Raw genomic sequence first — 16,112 nt, 5'->3', positions numbered from 1 at the left:
AGCGGCGGCCCGCCGTGCCGTCTCTGGGTGGGGTGGGCCCGTGGCCCGGGCGCGGGCGTCCGGGTGCGCATTGGGGGGGGGGGGGCGGGGGGGGGGGCCCGGGGCGCCCCGCGCGCCACCCCCAGGACTGACGGAGTGTGACTTCGACCCCGCTCTGCGTCAATTAACCGGTCGAAGCCGATCGATCAGCACTGGATCTGATCGATTTTGTGCGAATACGGGGCATGTCCCATCACTCATATGCGCGATTTGTCCGTATTGTTACTCACTAGATCGTGATCATTCGCTAAAGCCGGGCGCGGTAGCTGCCGAAGCAGACTGTGACCCTTTCCGAACGCGGAACACTCCGACCGCCCCCTCGGGGTTCCGTCCGCCACTCCCCGCAGGAGGCCTGGTGTCGGTCCTTCTTGAGCACCCCGCAAACGTGGTCGCCTACCGGCCGACCAAGCCCACCGCCATGGTGGTCATCGCCGATCCCCGCGTCCGAAACACCGTCACCCGTCATCTGTGGGCGCTAGGCGTCCGGGACGTGATCGAGGTGTCGTCAATCGCCGAGGCCCGCCCCCGGGTCTCCACCCCGCGCGACATCTGCGTCGCCGACGTGCACCTGCCGGACGGCTCCGGCCTGACCATCCTGGCCGAGACCCGCGCCGCGGGCTGGCCCAACGGTCTGGCCCTGTCCGCCGCCGACGACATCGGCGCCGTCCGCAGCGCGCTGGCCGGCGGCGTGAAGGGCTACGTCGTCACCGGCACCCGCACCAACGTCGCGATGCCCGGCCGCCCGGGCCTGCCGCTCGGCGCCGCCGGGCTGGCCGGACGGATGCGCCGCCCCGGCATGCCGGGCGTGCCGGGCGCCGCCGGTGCGCCGGGCGCCCACGGAGCCCCCGGTGCACCCGGTGCGCCGGGCGCGCAGCAGTCCGCCTACCGCGAGCTGTCCGGCCGCGAGGTCGAGGTGCTGCGGCTGGTCGCCGAGGGCCAGTCGAACAAGGCGATCGGCGTGGCGATGGGCCTGTCCGCACTCACCGTCAAGAGCCACCTCGCCCGGATCGCCCGCAAGCTGGGCACCGGTGACCGCGCCGGGATGGTCGCGGTCGCGCTGCGCACCGGCATCATCCACTGAGTCCCCGAACGGGCCCGCCACGGCGGTCGAGGAGGAACGTTTCCTCCTCGACCGCCGTCGGCGTGTGCCGCAGCCACCCGTCCGGCCCCCGCAGGGCGGTCATGGACCCGGTCTGACCAGTCCGACAACACTCCCGGCCGCGAGGACCGTCGTACCCTTGGTGGGTGACCGACGCCGTAGCAGCCATCCCAGAAGAAGCAGCCCCGGTCCCGCTCCTCGAACCGAAGGAGGGGATCCCGCCCGTCGTGGCGGACGAGCAGGCGCTGGCCGCCACCGTCGCCGCCTTCGCCGCGGGCACCGGACCGGTCGCCGTCGACGCCGAGCGGGCCTCCGGCTACCGCTACGGGCAGCGCGCGTACCTCATCCAGCTGCGCCGCGCGGGCGCCGGCACCGCGCTGATCGACCCGATCGCCTGCCCCGACCTCAGCGGCCTAGGCGACGCCCTCGCCGACACCGAATGGGTGGTGCACGCCGCCACCCAGGACCTGCCCTGCCTGGCCGAGGTCGGCATGAGACCCCGGCGGCTCTTCGACACCGAGCTGGCCGGACGGATCGCCGGCTTCGCCCGGGTCGGCCTCGGGCCGATGACCGAGAGCGTGCTCGGGCTGAGCCTGGCCAAGGAGCACTCGGCGGTGGACTGGTCCACCCGCCCGCTGCCCGAGCCGTGGCTGCGCTACGCCGCTCTGGACGTCGAGGTGCTGGTCGAGCTGCGCGACGCACTCGAACAGGAGCTGGACGCCCAGGGCAAGCTCGGCTGGGCCCTGGAGGAGTTCGCGGCGATCGCCGCCGCGCCGCGCCCGGCCCCGCGCACCGACCCGTGGCGCCGCACCTCGCAGCTGCACAAGGTCCGCCGGCGCCGTCAGCTGGCCGTGGTGCGCGAGCTGTGGCTGGCCCGGGACCGGCTGGCGCAGGAGCGCGACGTCTCGCCGGGCCGGGTGCTCTCGGACGCCGCGATCGTCAACGCCGCGCTGGCCATGCCGCTGAACATCGCCGCGCTGCAGGCCGTCCAGGGCTTCGGGCCGCGGGTGCACCGGCGCCAGCTGGAGCAGTGGCTGGCGGCCGTCCAGCGGGGCCGGGAGGTCCCGGAGAACCAGTTGCCGCCGGCCGCCGCGCCGCACGACGGGCCGCCGCCGCCGCGGGCCTGGGCCGAGAAGGACCCGGTGGCCGCCGCCCGGCTGTCCGGGGCGCGCGCCGCGGTCGCGGACCTCGCCGAGCGGCACAACCTGCCGGCCGAGAACCTGATCACCCCGGACCTGGTCCGCCGGGTCTCCTGGGAGCCGCCGGCCGCCCCGGACGCCGAGGGCGTGGCCGCCGCGCTGCGCCGGCTCGGCGCCCGGCAGTGGCAGGTGGACCTGGTGGCGCCGGTGGTGGCCGCCGCCTTCACCGAGGCCGCGGCCGCACAGGCCTGAGCGAGCCCACCCGAAAGGGGGCACCGTCCTTGCGGCGGCGCCCCCTTCGGCGTGTCCGGGGCGACCGCGCCGGTCGGACGTGTCGCGGGACACACGGTCCGAACCCTCCGAGGGGCCTGGGCAGGTTGGTTACCGACCGGTAGCATGACGGTGAAGCGGCGCCGCTCGGATCTTCGCCGGCGGCAGCCTGCCCACCTCGAAATGTTGGTCCCTGGGAGGAGAGCCCCCGTGCCTCGTACCGTGAGGGACGTCGTCTTCGTCGACGGCGTCCGCACCCCGTTCGGCAAGGCCGGCCCGAAGGGCATCTACCACGAGACGCGCGCCGACGACCTCGTCGTCAAGTGCATCCGGGAGCTCGTGCGTCGTAACCCGAACCTGCCCGTCGAGCGCATCGACGAGGTCGCCGTCGCGGCCACCACGCAGATCGGTGACCAGGGTCTGACCATCGGGCGCACCGCCGCCCTGCTGTCCGGCCTGCCCAAGTCCGTCCCCGGCTACGCGATCGACCGCATGTGCGCCGGCGCGCTGACCGCCGTCACCACCACCGCCGGCGGCATCGCCTTCGGCGCGTACGACGTGGTCGTGGCCGGCGGCGTCGAGCACATGGGCCGCCACCCGATGGGTGAGGGCGTCGACCCGAACCCGCGCTTCGTCTCCGAGAAGCTGGTCGACGAGTCCGCCCTGTTCATGGGCATGACCGCGGAGAACCTGCACGACCGGTTCCCGCACCTGACCAAGGAGCGCTGCGACGCCTACGCCGTGCGCTCGCAGGAGAAGGCCGCCAAGGCGTACGCCAACGGCGACATCCAGCCCGACCTGGTGCCGATCTCGATCCGCAACACCAACCCCGAGGTCGGCGAGACCGGCTGGGGCCTGGCCACCGTGGACGAGCCGATGCGCCCGGGCACCACGATGGAGAGCCTGGCCGGTCTGAAGACCCCCTTCCGCCCGCACGGCAACATCACCGCGGGCAACTCGGCCGGTCTCAACGACGGCGCCACCGCCTCGCTGCTGGCCGCCGAGGACGTCGCCGAGGAGCTCGGCCTCCCGGTCAAGATGCGCCTGGTCTCCTACGCCTTCGCGGGCGTCGAGCCCGAGGTCATGGGCATCGGCCCGGTGCCGGCCACCGAGAAGGCGCTGGCCAAGGCCGGTCTGACCATCGACGACATCCAGGCCTTCGAGATCAACGAGGCCTTCGCCGTCCAGGTGCTGTCCTTCCTGGACCACTACGGCATCGCGGACGACGACGAGCGGGTCAACCCGTACGGCGGCGCGATCGCCTTCGGCCACCCGCTGGCCTCCTCCGGCGTGCGCCTGATGAACCAGCTGGCCCGCCGCTTCGAGCAGCGCCCGGACGTCCGCTACGGCCTCACCACGATGTGCATCGGCTTCGGCATGGGCGGCACCATCGTCTGGGAGAACCCGCACTGGAGCGGAGCGGAAAAGTCGTCCGAGTCCGAGGGTGGTAAGTGAGCATGAGCACCACGACTGAGCTGCTGCAGCACGGCGCCGAACTGTTCCCGGGCGAGGTCGTCACGACCGCGCACGTGCGCCACCTGGACCTGCCGCTGCAGGCCGGCCGGCTGGCCCTGATCACCCTGGACAACGGCTTCGACCACACCAAGCCGACCACCTTCGGCCCGGGTTCGCTGCTCAAGCTGTCCGCCGCGCTGGACCAGGTCGAGGCCGAGGCCGCCGAGGGCAAGATCGTCGGCGTCGCGGTGACCGGCAAGCCGTTCATCTTCGCGGTCGGCGCCGACCTCAAGGGCGTCGAGATCCTCAAGGAGCACGCGGACGCGCTGGCCATCGGCAAGGGCGGCCACGAGGTCTTCAAGCGGATCGCCGCGCTGCCCGTCCCGTCCTTCGCCTTCTACAACGGCGCGGCGATGGGCGGCGGCGTCGAGGTCGGCCTGCACGCCACCTACCGCACGGTCAGCGCGGGCGTCCCGGCGTTCTCGCTGCCGGAGGTCTTCCTGGGCCTCGTCCCCGGCTGGGGCGGCTGCACCCTGCTGCCGAACCTGATCGGCCCCTCGAAGGCGATCAAGGTCATCATCGAGAACTCGATGAACCAGAACAAGCAGCTCAAGGGCAAGGACGTGTTCGAGCTGGGGATCGCCGACGCGATCTTCGAGCCGGCCGACTTCCTGGAGCAGTCGCTGCTGTGGGCCGCCAAGGTCCTCAAGGGCGACGTCGTCGTCGAGCGCGAGGAGATCGACCGCGGCAAGGCCTGGGACGACGCCGTCGCCTGGGGCCGCCTGGTCGCCGACGCCAAGGTGCACGGCGCCGCGCCGGCCGCCTACAAGGCACTGGACATCATCGCCCAGGTCAAGGACTCCGACCTGCAGGCCGGCTTCGACGCCGAGGACGCGGCCCTGGCCGACCTCATCATGAGCGGCGAGCTGCGCAGCGGCATCTACGCCTTCAACCTGGTGCAGCGCCGGGCCAAGCGCCCGGTCGGCGCGCCGGACAAGTCGCTGGCCCGCCCGGTCACCAAGGTCGGCGTCGTGGGCGCCGGTCTGATGGCCTCGCAGCTGGCGCTGCTGTTCGCCCGCCGTCTGGAGGTGCCGGTGGTCCTCACCGACATCGACCAGGAGCGCGTCGACAAGGGCGTCGGCTACGTCCACGCCGAGATCGACAAGCTGCTCGGCAAGGGCCGGATCGGCCAGGACAAGGCCAACCGTCTCAAGGGCCTGGTCAGCGGCTCGCTCGACAAGGCCGCCGCCTTCGGCGACGCGGACTTCGTGATCGAGGCCGTGTTCGAGGAGATGGGCGTCAAGCAGGCCGTCTTCGCGGACCTGGAGAACGTGGTCTCGCCGACCTGCGTGCTGGCGACCAACACCTCCTCGCTGTCGGTCACCGAGATGGCCTCGAAGCTGAAGCACCCCGAGCGGGTCGTCGGCTTCCACTTCTTCAACCCGGTCGCGATCCTGCCGCTGCTGGAGATCGTCCGCGGCGAGCAGACCGACGACGCCTCGCTGGCCACCGCCTTCGGCGTCTCGAAGAAGCTGAAGAAGACCTCGGTGCTGGTCAAGGACGCCCCGGCGTTCGTGGTGAACCGGATCCTGACCCGCTTCATGGGCGAGATCCAGACCATCATCGACGAGGGCACCCCGATCGCCACCGTCGAGAAGGGCGTCGAGCCGCTCGGCCTGCCGATGTCCCCGATCGTGCTGCTGGAGCTGGTCGGCCCGGCCATCGCGCTGCACGTCTCGGAGACCCTGCACGGCGCGTTCCCGGAGCGGTTCGCCGTCTCCGAGAACCTCGGCAAGGTGGTCAAGGCCGGCAAGCGCGGCTTCTACACCTGGGTGGACGGCAAGCAGGTGCTCGACCCCGAGGTGCTGGAGCTGCTGTCCTTCGGCGACACCGTGCTGACCGAGGAGCAGGTCCTGACCCGCGCCCTGGAGGCCGTGGCGCAGGAGATCGGCCTGATGCTGGAGGAGGGTGTCGTCGCCGAGGCGCAGGACATCGACCTCTGCATGATCACCGGCGCCGGCTGGCCCTTCCACCTGGGCGGGATCACCCCGTACCTGGACCGTGAGGGTGTCTCGGAGCGGGTGAACGGCAAGCGCTTCCTCGCCCCCGGCGTGGCCTCGGTGCCCGCGTAGGGCGCAGCGGTACGAACGCCGGAGCCCCGGTGACCTGGTCCAGGTCACCGGGGCTCCGGCGTGTGCGGGGGCGGTCAGTGCTTGAGGCGGTAGACCACGGTGTCCGCGAAGACGCCGACCATCTCGTAGTGGGTGTCCAGCAGGTTCTCGATCCGCGGGACCATCCCCGGCTGGTACGGGGCGATGCCGGAGTCGTCCACCACGACCTCGGGCAGGTTGTCGGCGAGCTCCTTGTCGAAGGTCTGCCAGGCGTTGCTGACGCTGAACTGCTCGCCCACGTTGGGGTTGCCGTCCTTGCCGCCGCTGTAGTTGGTCAGGAAGCCGGCCGTCAGGTAGCGGGTGGCGGGCTTGCGGTCGGCCAGCCAGTACAGCTCGGGGTGCATGCCCCAGACCAGCACGGTGTCCTTGGGGCTGGTCTGGGCGGCGACCGCGGTGGCGACCTCGGTGGTGCGGTCGAGCCGCTCCCCCGGCCAGGCCAGGGCCAGCGCCCAGAAGACCGTCGAGGCGACCGTGGTGTACACCAGGACGGGCTTCCAGCGGACCGCCGAGGTGGCCACCGCCCCGGTGCCCAGCAGCACCAGCGGGGGGATCAACTGCAGGTAGTAGTGGCCGAAGAAGTGGAAGCCCACGCTGACCGCGACGACCGAGGAGGCCAGCCAGACCCAGAGGTCGGCGGTGGAGCCGTGCTCCTCCCCGGCGACCGGCAGCGGGCGGTGGCGGTACTTGAGCCAGAGCCGGCGCCCGACCGGGAGCAGGAAACCCAGCCCGGCGGCGACCAGGATGGCCGAGTTGCCGAGCGCGCGGCCGGTCATCTGCAGCCAGGCGCCGCCGAAGGAGGCGTAGTCCCCACTGCCGGTGACCACCCAGAACAGGAAGCCCTTGGGCTTGGTCAGGATGACCGCGACCAGCGCTATCGGCAGGGTGAAGCCGAAGCCGATCTTGAACAGGGCGGGCGGCCAGCGCACCCCGCGCCGGCGGGCGTCCTGGAACAGCATCCAGAGCACCGGCAGCAGCACCGCGCCGCCGGTCTGCTTGGTCAGCGAGCAGAGCGCCACCGCGATGCCGGCGGCCAGCCAGCGGCGGCGCTCGGCGTACCGGAAGGCGGCCACCATCGCGGGCAGCATGAAGACCTCGAAGGTCGCCGCCTGGGTGTCCTCCGGGGAGAGCCCGATGGAGACCAGCAGGTAGAGCAGTCCCGCGCCGGCCCCGGCCCGGTTGCCCCAGCGGCCGCGGGCGAGGGAGGCCAGCAGGATCGCGGTGCCCAGGTGGGCGGCCACCGCCAGGGTGCGCAGCGGCCACAGCGAGGCGGAGCCGAAGACCGCGAAGCAGGCCTGGTAGAGCCAGGGCAGCAGCGGCGGCTTGCGGTCCACCACGGTGTCGTACAGCACGCCGCCGTCGGCCAGCATCCGGGCCTGGGTGGCCAGGAACCCCTCGTCGGGGCTCCAGACGGGCCGGGCGAAGGAGGGGATGTGGGTGAGCAGCGCGACCAGCGCGAGCACCGGCACCAGCCTGGTCCAGTACCCGATCAGGACTTGGGTACGGACACGCTCGGGCAGGCGCTCGGCCAGTCCGGCGAGGCGGAGGCGGGTGGGGGTGGGCACGGGTGACAACCTACCCGGCGGGATCGGCGCGGGCCGCGCCGGTCCCGCCTTTCGGTGCGATTGTCAGCTTGTTTCGTGACGAACTGTTACAGGGTTACGACGAACGGTCGTCGACGGAACGCGCTCCGGGCTGCGCCCTCAGGCCTCGACCGGCGCCGCGTCCAGATTGCCGACCAGGGCCGTCACCTTTCGGGCGATGTCCGGGGCGTTCAGGCCGATCTCGGCCAGGATCTCGTTCCGGCTCGCGTGGTCCAGGAACTCCTGCGGGATCCCGAAGTCGCGCACCGGCAGGTCCACGTCCGCGTCGCGCAGGGCCTGCGCCACGGCGGCGCCGACGCCGCCCACCCGGCCGTTGTCCTCGATCGTGACGACCACCCGGTGCTCGGCCGCCAGGCCGGGCAGGGCCTGGTCGACCGGCTTGACCCAGCGCGGGTCCACCACAGTGGCGGTGATGCCCTGGGCGGCCAGCAGGTCCGCGACCTCCAGGCTGGTGGCGGCCATCGCGCCGACCGAGACGATCAGCACGTCCGCGCGGTGCGTGCCGCCCGGCGCCTCGGCGGCGCGCAGCACGTCCATGCCGCCGATCCGGCCGACCGCGGGGACGGCCGGGCCGACCGTGCCCTTGGAGTAGCGGACCACGGTGGGCGCGTCCTTGACCTCGACGGCCTCGCGCAGCTGGGCGCGCAGCTGGTCGGCGTCGCGCGGGGCGGCCAGCCGCAGGGTCGGGACGACCTGCAGGATCGACATGTCCCACATGCCGTTGTGCGAGGCGCCGTCGTCACCGGTGACACCGGCCCGGTCCAGAGTGAAGGTGACGCCCAGCTTGTGCAGGGCGACGTCCATCAGGACCTGGTCGAAGGCGCGGTTCAGGAAGGTCGCGTAGACCGCGAAGACCGGGTGCAGGCCGCCGGTGGCCAGGCCGGCCGCGCTGGTGACGGCGTGCTGCTCGGCGATGCCGACGTCGAAGATGCGGTCCGGGAAGGCCTCGGCGAACGGGGCCAGGCCGACCGGGTGGAGCATCGCGGCGGTGATGCCGACGATGTCCTCGCGCTCGTGGCCGAGCGCGACCATCTCCTCGGCGAAGACCGAGGTCCAGCTCTGCCCGCCGCCGCTCTTGATCGGCAGGCCGGTCTCCGGGTGGATCTTGCCGACCGCGTGGAAGCGGTCCTCGTCGTTGTTCTCGGCGGCGTGGTAGCCGCGGCCCTTCTCGGTGAGGCAGTGCACGATCACCGGGCCGCCGAAGCCGCGTGCCTTGGTCAGCGCGGACTCCAGGGCGGTCAGGTCGTGGCCGTCGATCGGGCCGATGTACTTGAGGCCGAGGTCCTCGAACATGCCCTGCGGGGCGATGAAGTCCTTGAGGCCCTTCTTGGCGCCGTGCAGCGTCTCGAACAGCTGCTGGCCGACCACCGGAGTGCGCTGCAGGGCGTCCTTGCCCCAGGAGAGGAAGCGCTCGTAGCCCCGGGTGGTGCGCAGCGTGGCGAGGTGGTTGGCCATGCCGCCGATGGTCGGCGAGTAGGAGCGCTCGTTGTCGTTGACGACGATGACGAGCGGGCGGTCCTCGGCGTCGGCGATGTTGTTCAGCGCCTCCCAGGCCATGCCGCCGGTGAGCGCGCCGTCGCCGATCACCGCGACCACCGGGTCGGAGGTGCCGCGCAGCTGGTTGGCCTTGGCCAGGCCGTCGGCGTAGGAGAGCACGGTGGAGGCGTGCGAGTTCTCGATCACGTCGTGCTCGGACTCGGCGCGGGACGGGTAGCCGGACAGACCGCCCTTCATCCGCAGCATCGAGAAGTCCTGGCGGCCGGTGAGCAGCTTGTGGACGTAGCTCTGGTGGCCGGTGTCGAAGAGGATGCGGTCGCGCGGCGAGTCGAAAACCCGGTGCAGCGCGATGGTGAGCTCCACGACGCCGAGGTTGGGGCCGAGGTGGCCGCCCGTCTTGGAGACCTCGGTCACCAGGAAGGTCCGGATCTCCTGGGCCAGTGCGGCCAGCTGTCCGGGCGTGAGCCGGTCGAGATCGCGCGGTCCCCGAATGCGGGTCAGCAGGGCCACCCGTTCCTCCTCGTTCAGTGTTCGCGGACCGCGGGCGGTCCGACGGGCGTCGCTGCCCGGTCTGGCAGCTGGCCGGCGGTCGCGGCCGGTGCCGACCGGTCGAGTCTAATGTCCGCTTGCCGGACACCGAGCGGCGCGCCCGGTGCCACCGACCCGATACCGCCATTCCCGGAGGTCGGCCCGGAGGTGCGCGTCAAGACGGATTGACGAACGGGCGTGCGGAGCAGCTCGGGTGCGCCCCGGGCTCGTCAGACGAGCCCGAGCGCCCCGGACTCGCCCATCTCGCTCATCACCAGGGCCAGTGCACCGAGCACCTCCGCCCGGCCGCCCAGGGTGCCGGGGACCACCGAGAGCTGGCGGGCGGCGCTCGGGATCGCGTAGCGGGCCACCGAGTCGCGGATCGGGGCGAGCACCAGCTCACCGGCCTCGGCGAGGTCGCCGCCGAGGATCACCCGGCGCGGGTTGAGCAGGTTGCACAGGGTGGCGACGCCGGTGCCGATCTGCCGGCCGGCGTCGGCGATCACCCGGCGGCAGCCGAGGTCGCCCTGGTGGGCCAGCTCGACCACCCGGGTCAGGGTGAGGTCCGGGCCGAGGGTCGAGGTGAGCAGCGAGAGCAGGTAGCGGGAGCCCACGAAGGTCTCCAGGCAGCCGCGGTTGCCGCAGCGGCAGACCGGCCCGGCCTCGTCCAGGGTGATGTGCCCGATCTCACCGGCGGTGCCGCCCGGCCCCCGGTAGATCTGGCCGTTGACCACCAGACCGGCGCCGACCCCGCTGGCGATCTTGATGTACGCGAGGTCGCTCAGCCCCCGCCCGGCACCCCAGACCAGCTCGCCGAGCGCGCCCAGGTTGGCGTCGTTGTCCACGTGCACCGGCATGCCGAGCCGCTCGGCCAGCTCCCGGCCCGGGGCGATGCCCGTCCAGCCGGGCAGGATCGCGGTGGAGCCGAGCGCGCCGGTCTCCACGTCGATCGGGCCGGGCACGCCGAGGCCGACGCCGATCACCTTGTCCGGGCGGAACCCGGCCTGCTGGAGCAGCCGCTCCACCATCGCCTCGGCCCGGTCGAAGCCCTGCGCGGCGGAGACGTCCACGTCGATCGGGGCGCTCTCCTCGGCCAGCACCCGGTGCGCGAGGTTGCCGACCGCGACCCGCAGATGGGTATGACCGAAATCGATGCCCACCACGATGCCGGCGTCCCCGCTGAGCGAGACGCTGCGCGCGCGCCGGCCGCCGGAGGAGGTGTCGGCGACCACGACGGTGCCGCTCTCCTTCAACTCCCGCACGATGTTGGACACGGTGGCCGCGGAGAGGCCGGTGCCGCGGGCGATCTCGGCCTGGGTCAGCGAGCCGGCCATCCGCACCGCACGCAGCACCCGTTCCAGGTTCGCCCGGTGCAGTGACGACTGCGAGCCCGGTGTGTCCGTCGACATGATCCACCCTCCCAGGGCGGGGACCCCTCCGCCGGACGTCCCCTTCAACTCCTGAAGGGTAGGGCCTGTGCCGTGGATCGGCGCGGATCGGACCTGAGACCGACCGGCACATGGTCTTAGCCGAGGCCGGTGGGGCCGGCGGCGGCCGGGGCGGGGAGCCGCGCGGCCGGCACGGCCGGGAGCTGCGGAAACGGGCTACCGGAGTCCTGGCGTTGGCCGAAAACCACTCACCACTACCATGGTGCCCTATCTCACGCGTCCCCCCGGAACCGCGGACGGTACCGGCAGGGGGCACTTCCAGACATGACGGGGAATCAGATGGCAGGGGATCACCCTACGCCGGGGGCGGGCGAAAAGCCCGGCAGCGGGCCGCAGGACAACCGGGGCGTCTCGTTCGGGCGCCCGCCCGGCGGCGTGGACCCGGCCGCCGTGGCGGACCAGATGACACAGCTCGACGGCTCGGCGATCCCGGGCCCGGCCTCGCCCGCCGGACCGCCTCCGGCCCAACCGCCGGCACCGCCCGCGCAGCCGCCGGCCGGCGGCGGGGGATTCCAGCCGTACGCGCCGACCGCGGCCGCCTTCCCCGGCCAGGCCCCGCCGCCGCCGGCCGGTGCGCCGATGGGCCCGTACGACCCGGTGCCCGGTGGTGCCTACGGTGCGCCGGACGCCGGGCAGGCCTACGGCGCCGGCTACGGATACCCGCAGCAGCAGCCCGGGTACGGCTACCCGGGTGCGCCGGTGCCCCCCGCGCCCAAGCAGCGCAACCCCGTGATGCTCTGGGGCGGGATCATCGGCGGCGTCCTGGCGATCGCCATCGTCGCCGGGCTGATCGTGCTCCTCAAGGGCAACCCCGACCCCGCGCCGAGTGCCAGCTCCGGCGGCACCACCACCTCGGGCGGCACCTCCGGAGGCACCGTCACCGACGCCCCGACCGCCGACAGCACCGGCGGCAGCACCGGCGGCGGGGCCGGCTACAACATCGCGTGGAGCGCCGCCAAGGCCGCCAACGCGGACAGCAGTACGCAGATGCTCGGCATCTGGGGCACCGACAAGGTCGCGGTGCGCGCCGACAGCGCCGGCATCCGGGCGTTCAACACCTCGGACGGCAAGGAGGCCTGGACCATCCCGGTGCCGGCCGGCAGCAAGGAGCTGTGCAGCGCCTCCTACTCGACCAACTCGAAGAGCATCGCCGCCGTCTCCTTCAACACCGGTGACAGCGACTGCTCCACCGTCGGCGCCGTCGACATCAGCCAGGGCAAGCTGCTGTGGACCGTCAAGGTCTCCAACGACCGGGTGTCCTCGCCGACCCTCAGCGTCACGGACAAGGTGGTCGCCATCGGCGGCAACGTGGTCGGCGGCCTGAGCATCGACAACGGCTCCGCCGTCTGGCAGTTCCAGCCCCGCGACAAGGACTGCAGCCTCTACGGCCGCGCGGCCGGCAACCAGCTCGCGGTCAGCGACCGCTGCTACGGCGGCTCCGGTCCCAAGTCGCAGCTGGTGATCGTGGACGCCGACAGCGGCAAGGCCGCCAGCACGCCGATCACCCTCACCGGCACCATCGAGCGGATCGACAAGGTCGTCCAGGACCAGCCGCTGGTGCTGCTGATGAGCAGCGGCCCGAACGGCGACTACATCCTGCCGTTCGACAAGACCAACAAGCCCGGAAACCAGATGTCGGTCAAGGAGCCCGGCGCGGACAGCCTGCGCCTGTCCGGCCAGTCCGACGCCTACACCCAGAACGTGGTCAGCGGCACCACCCTGTACGCCCAGATCACCGGCACCAAGTCGGCCGTCAACGCGTACGACCTGACCACCGGCAAGCGCCTCTGGTCCGCCGCCAGCGCCACGTCCAGCCAGGACATCCGGCTGGTGTCCGGCACCGACAAGGACGGCAAGGTCCGCGCCATCGTCAGCCAGGGCTACAACAAGCCCGCCCGGCTGGTGACGCTCTCGCCGACCGACGGCTCGATGACCGACCTCGGCACCATGGCCATGCCCAACGGCCTGGACATCGGGATGAGCCTGTCCGAGTACGTCGTCTCCACCGACGGCAGCGCGGTGTACGCCTTCCGCCGCGGCAGCTCCGACGCGCCGCTGACCAAGTGGAAGAAGTGACGCCGCGGGGCTGACCCCCCACCGGGCGCAGGCCACTGGGCGCAGGCCCTCGGGCCGGACCGGGCGGGGCGGGAACGGGCCATCGGCCCGGGCCCGCCCCGCCTGTGATTTTTCAGGTGGCTCGTCCGTTGGGTCATGGGAGGATTCGCCCCATCAGCCTGACGAAGGAGTGCAGCGAGTGCCCGGCACCAACCTGACCCGTGAGGAAGCCCGCACCCGGGCCGACCTCCTCCACGTGGACGCGTACGACATCGAGCTCGACCTGAGCTCGGCCCGCGAAGGTGGCACCTTCCGGTCCACCACCGTGGTCCGGTTCACCGCCACGACCCCCGGCGCGGACACGTTCATCGACCTCGTCGCGCCGAGCGTCGAGGAGATCACCCTCAACGGCGCGCCGCTCGACCCGGCGAGCTTCACCGACAGCCGGATCCCGCTGCCGAACCTGGCCGCGGAGAACGAGCTGCGCGTCGTCGCCACCTGCGCCTACACCAACACCGGTGAGGGCCTGCACCGGTTCGTCGACCCGGTCGACGGCGAGACCTACCTGTACACCCAGTTCGAGGTGCCGGACGCCCGCCGCGTCTTCGCCTCCTTCGAACAGCCCGACCTGAAGGCCGCGTTCGCGTTCACCGTGACGGCCCCCACGGGCTGGGTCGTGGTCTCCAACTCGCCCACCCCGACGCCGGTCGGCGAGGGCTCCGCGCAGGTGTGGACGTTCGAGCCCACCGGCCGGATCTCCAGCTACATCACCGCGCTGATCGCCGGCCCGTACGTCGGCGTCTTCGACACCTACGAGAACGGCGCGCAGAAGGTGCCGCTGGGCGTCTACTGCCGCCCCTCGCTGCGCGAGTACCTGGACGCCGAGAACGTCTTCGCCGTCACCAAGCAGGGCTTCGACTACTTCCAGGAGAAGTTCGACTTCCCCTACCCGTTCGCGAAGTACGACCAGCTGTTCGTCCCGGAGTTCAACGCCGGCGCGATGGAGAACGCGGGCGCCGTCACCCTGCGCGACCAGTACGTGTTCCGCTCCAAGGTCACCGACGCCGCGTACGAGGCCCGCGCCGCGACGATCCTGCACGAGCTCGCCCACATGTGGTTCGGCGACCTCGTCACCATGGAGTGGTGGAACGACCTCTGGCTGAACGAGTCCTTCGCCACCTTCGCCGAGGCCGTCTGCCAGGCCGAGGCCCCCGGCTCGAAGTGGCCCCACTCCTGGACCACCTTCGCCAACCAGATGAAGACCTGGGCCTACCGGCAGGACCAACTGCCGTCCACCCACCCGATCATGGCCGACATCAACGACCTGGAGGACGTCCAGGTCAACTTCGACGGCATCACCTACGCCAAGGGCGCCTCGGTGCTCAAGCAGCTGGTGGCCTACGTCGGCCAGGACGCCTTCTTCCAGGGCGTGCAGGCCTACTTCAAGCGCCACGCCTGGGGCAACACCCGCCTCAGTGACCTGCTCGGCGCCCTGGAGGAGGCCAGCGGCCGCGACCTGCGGACCTGGTCCAAGGCCTGGCTGGAGACCGCCGGCATCAACGTGCTGCGGCCCTCGATCGTGCTGAACACCGACGGCGAGATCGAGTCCTTCGCCGTCCTCCAGGAGGCCCCCGCGCTGCCCGCCGGCGCCAAGGGCGAGGCCGTGCTGCGCCCGCACCGCATCGCCATCGGCCTGTACGAGCTCGCCGACGGCGCGCTGGTGCGCACCGACCGGATCGAGCTCGACGTCGACGGCCCGCGCACCGAGGTGCCCGAGCTCGTCGGCCGGCACCGCCCGGCCGTCGTGCTGCTCAACGACGACGACCTCTCGTACGCCAAGATCCGGCTCGACGAGGACTCGATGGCCGTCGTCACCGAGCACCTCGGCGGCTTCACCGAGTCGCTGCCGCGCGCCCTGTGCTGGGCCTCCGCCTGGGACATGACCCGCGACGGCGAACTCGCCGCCCGTGACTACCTCGCGCTCGCCCTCGCCGGCATCGGGCGGGAGAGCGACATCGGCGTCGTGCAGTCCGTGCAGCGCCAGGTCAGGCTCGCCCTCGACGCCTACACCGACCCCGGCTGGCGCGAGCAGGGCCTCGCCCGGTGGGCCGCCGCCGCCGAGGAGCACCTGCGCGCCGCCGAACCCGGCAGCGACCACCAGCTCGCCTGGGCCCGCACCCTGGCCTCCGTCGCCCGCACCGACGGGCAGCTCGGCCTGCTCGACGGCCTGCTCGACGGCACCGCCGAGATCAAGGGCCTCGCCGTCGACACCGAGCTGCGCTGGAGCCTGCTCACCCAGCTCTGCGCCACCGGCCGCGCCGACGAGGCCGCCGTCACGGCCGAGCTGGCCCGCGACAACACCGCGGCCGGCCAGGAGCACGCCGCCACCTGCCGCGCCGCCCGGCCCACCGCCGAGGCCAAGGCCGAGGCCTGGGCCGCCGTCGTCGAGTCGGACACCCTCACCAACTACGTCCAGGAAGCGACCATCGCCGGCTTCCAGCAGAGCGACCAGCGCGAGCTGCTCGCCCCGTACGCGGCCAAGTACTTCGCGGCCGTCAAGGACATCTGGGAGACCCGCAGCCACGAGATCTCGCAGCAGATCATCGGCGGGCTGTACCCGTCGCTGCAGGTCACGCAGGCGACGGTGGACGCGACCGACGCGTGGCTGGCCGAGGCCGAGCCGGCGCCGGCGCTGCGGCGCCAGGTCGTCGAGGCCCGGGCCGGGATCGAGCGCGCGCTCAAGGCCCAGGTGGTCGACCGGGCGGCGGGCGCCCGCTGACCGGCTGACCCGCTGAAAAGCCTCGAAGGGG

General features: G+C 72.3%; 9 protein-coding genes. 6 read left to right on the top strand and 3 right to left on the bottom strand.

Features of this window, described 5'->3' with window-relative positions; genetic code table 11:
* Positions 1-394 precede the first annotated feature (394 nt).
* The 4 genes from ACIOJE_RS31915 to ACIOJE_RS31900 all read left to right on the top strand — a co-directional run bounded on the left by ACIOJE_RS31915 (position 395) and on the right by ACIOJE_RS31900 (position 6,134).
* The gene (locus tag ACIOJE_RS31915; protein ID WP_280677938.1) at positions 395-1,120 is read left to right on the top strand and encodes a response regulator transcription factor; all 726 of its coding nucleotides are present in this window, start codon (positions 395-397) and stop codon (positions 1,118-1,120) included.
* A 164-nt stretch (positions 1,121-1,284) separates the two neighbouring features.
* Positions 1,285-2,529, top strand: coding sequence for a ribonuclease D (locus ACIOJE_RS31910; protein WP_400781029.1), 1,245 nt, complete (start codon positions 1,285-1,287; stop codon positions 2,527-2,529).
* A gap of 228 nt (positions 2,530-2,757) precedes the next feature.
* Complete coding sequence (locus tag ACIOJE_RS31905) at positions 2,758-4,002, top strand: acetyl-CoA C-acyltransferase (protein WP_280677933.1); 1,245 nt, start codon at positions 2,758-2,760, stop codon at positions 4,000-4,002.
* 2 nt (positions 4,003-4,004) lie between these two features.
* Positions 4,005-6,134, top strand: a complete 2,130-nt coding sequence (locus ACIOJE_RS31900; RefSeq protein WP_400781025.1) for a 3-hydroxyacyl-CoA dehydrogenase NAD-binding domain-containing protein — start codon at positions 4,005-4,007, stop codon at positions 6,132-6,134.
* A 74-nt stretch (positions 6,135-6,208) separates the two neighbouring features.
* Here ACIOJE_RS31900 and ACIOJE_RS31895 read toward each other — a convergent pair whose 3' ends face one another.
* The 3 genes from ACIOJE_RS31895 to ACIOJE_RS31885 all read right to left on the bottom strand — a co-directional run bounded on the left by ACIOJE_RS31895 (position 6,209) and on the right by ACIOJE_RS31885 (position 11,208).
* Positions 6,209-7,735 carry a glycosyltransferase family 39 protein gene (locus ACIOJE_RS31895; protein ID WP_280677929.1) on the bottom strand — a complete coding sequence of 509 codons (1,527 nt, stop codon included), beginning with the start codon at positions 7,733-7,735 and terminating at the stop codon, positions 6,209-6,211.
* Positions 7,736-7,873: 138 nt separating this feature from the next.
* On the bottom strand, positions 7,874-9,781 hold the full coding sequence (dxs, locus tag ACIOJE_RS31890) for a 1-deoxy-D-xylulose-5-phosphate synthase (RefSeq protein WP_280677927.1): 1,908 nt from the start codon (positions 9,779-9,781) through the stop codon (positions 7,874-7,876).
* A 248-nt stretch (positions 9,782-10,029) separates the two neighbouring features.
* Entirely contained in the window at positions 10,030-11,208 is a 1,179-nt protein-coding gene (locus ACIOJE_RS31885; protein WP_280677925.1) for an ROK family transcriptional regulator, read from the bottom strand.
* A 318-nt stretch (positions 11,209-11,526) separates the two neighbouring features.
* On the opposite strand from ACIOJE_RS31885, the gene ACIOJE_RS31880 reads away from it, so the two are divergent.
* Together ACIOJE_RS31880 and pepN are read left to right on the top strand one after the other, a co-directional pair.
* Positions 11,527-13,323: a PQQ-binding-like beta-propeller repeat protein gene (locus ACIOJE_RS31880; protein WP_400781020.1), complete on the top strand. Its 1,797-nt coding sequence runs from the start codon at positions 11,527-11,529 to the stop codon at positions 13,321-13,323.
* A gap of 178 nt (positions 13,324-13,501) precedes the next feature.
* A complete protein-coding gene (pepN, locus tag ACIOJE_RS31875; RefSeq protein ID WP_400781017.1) occupies positions 13,502-16,081 on the top strand; it encodes an aminopeptidase N in 2,580 nt (859 codons plus the stop codon).
* Positions 16,082-16,112 lie beyond the last annotated feature (31 nt).

It is taken from the genome of Kitasatospora sp. NPDC087861 (assembly GCF_044742585.1).
In the GTDB taxonomy this organism is placed as follows: Bacteria; Actinomycetota; Actinomycetes; order Streptomycetales; family Streptomycetaceae; genus Kitasatospora.
Note: the sequence above shows the minus strand (reverse complement) of the source record. Positions and strands in the feature narration are given on the sequence as shown.

Coding starts and splice junctions, on each gene's coding strand:
- ACIOJE_RS31900 (WP_400781025.1), top strand. CDS start 4,005: ATGAGCACCACGACTGAGCTGCTGCAGCACGGCGCCGAACTGTTCCCG.
- ACIOJE_RS31880 (WP_400781020.1), top strand. CDS start 11,527: ATGGCAGGGGATCACCCTACGCCGGGGGCGGGCGAAAAGCCCGGCAGC.
- ACIOJE_RS31885 (WP_280677925.1), bottom strand. CDS start 11,208: ATGTCGACGGACACACCGGGCTCGCAGTCGTCACTGCACCGGGCGAAC.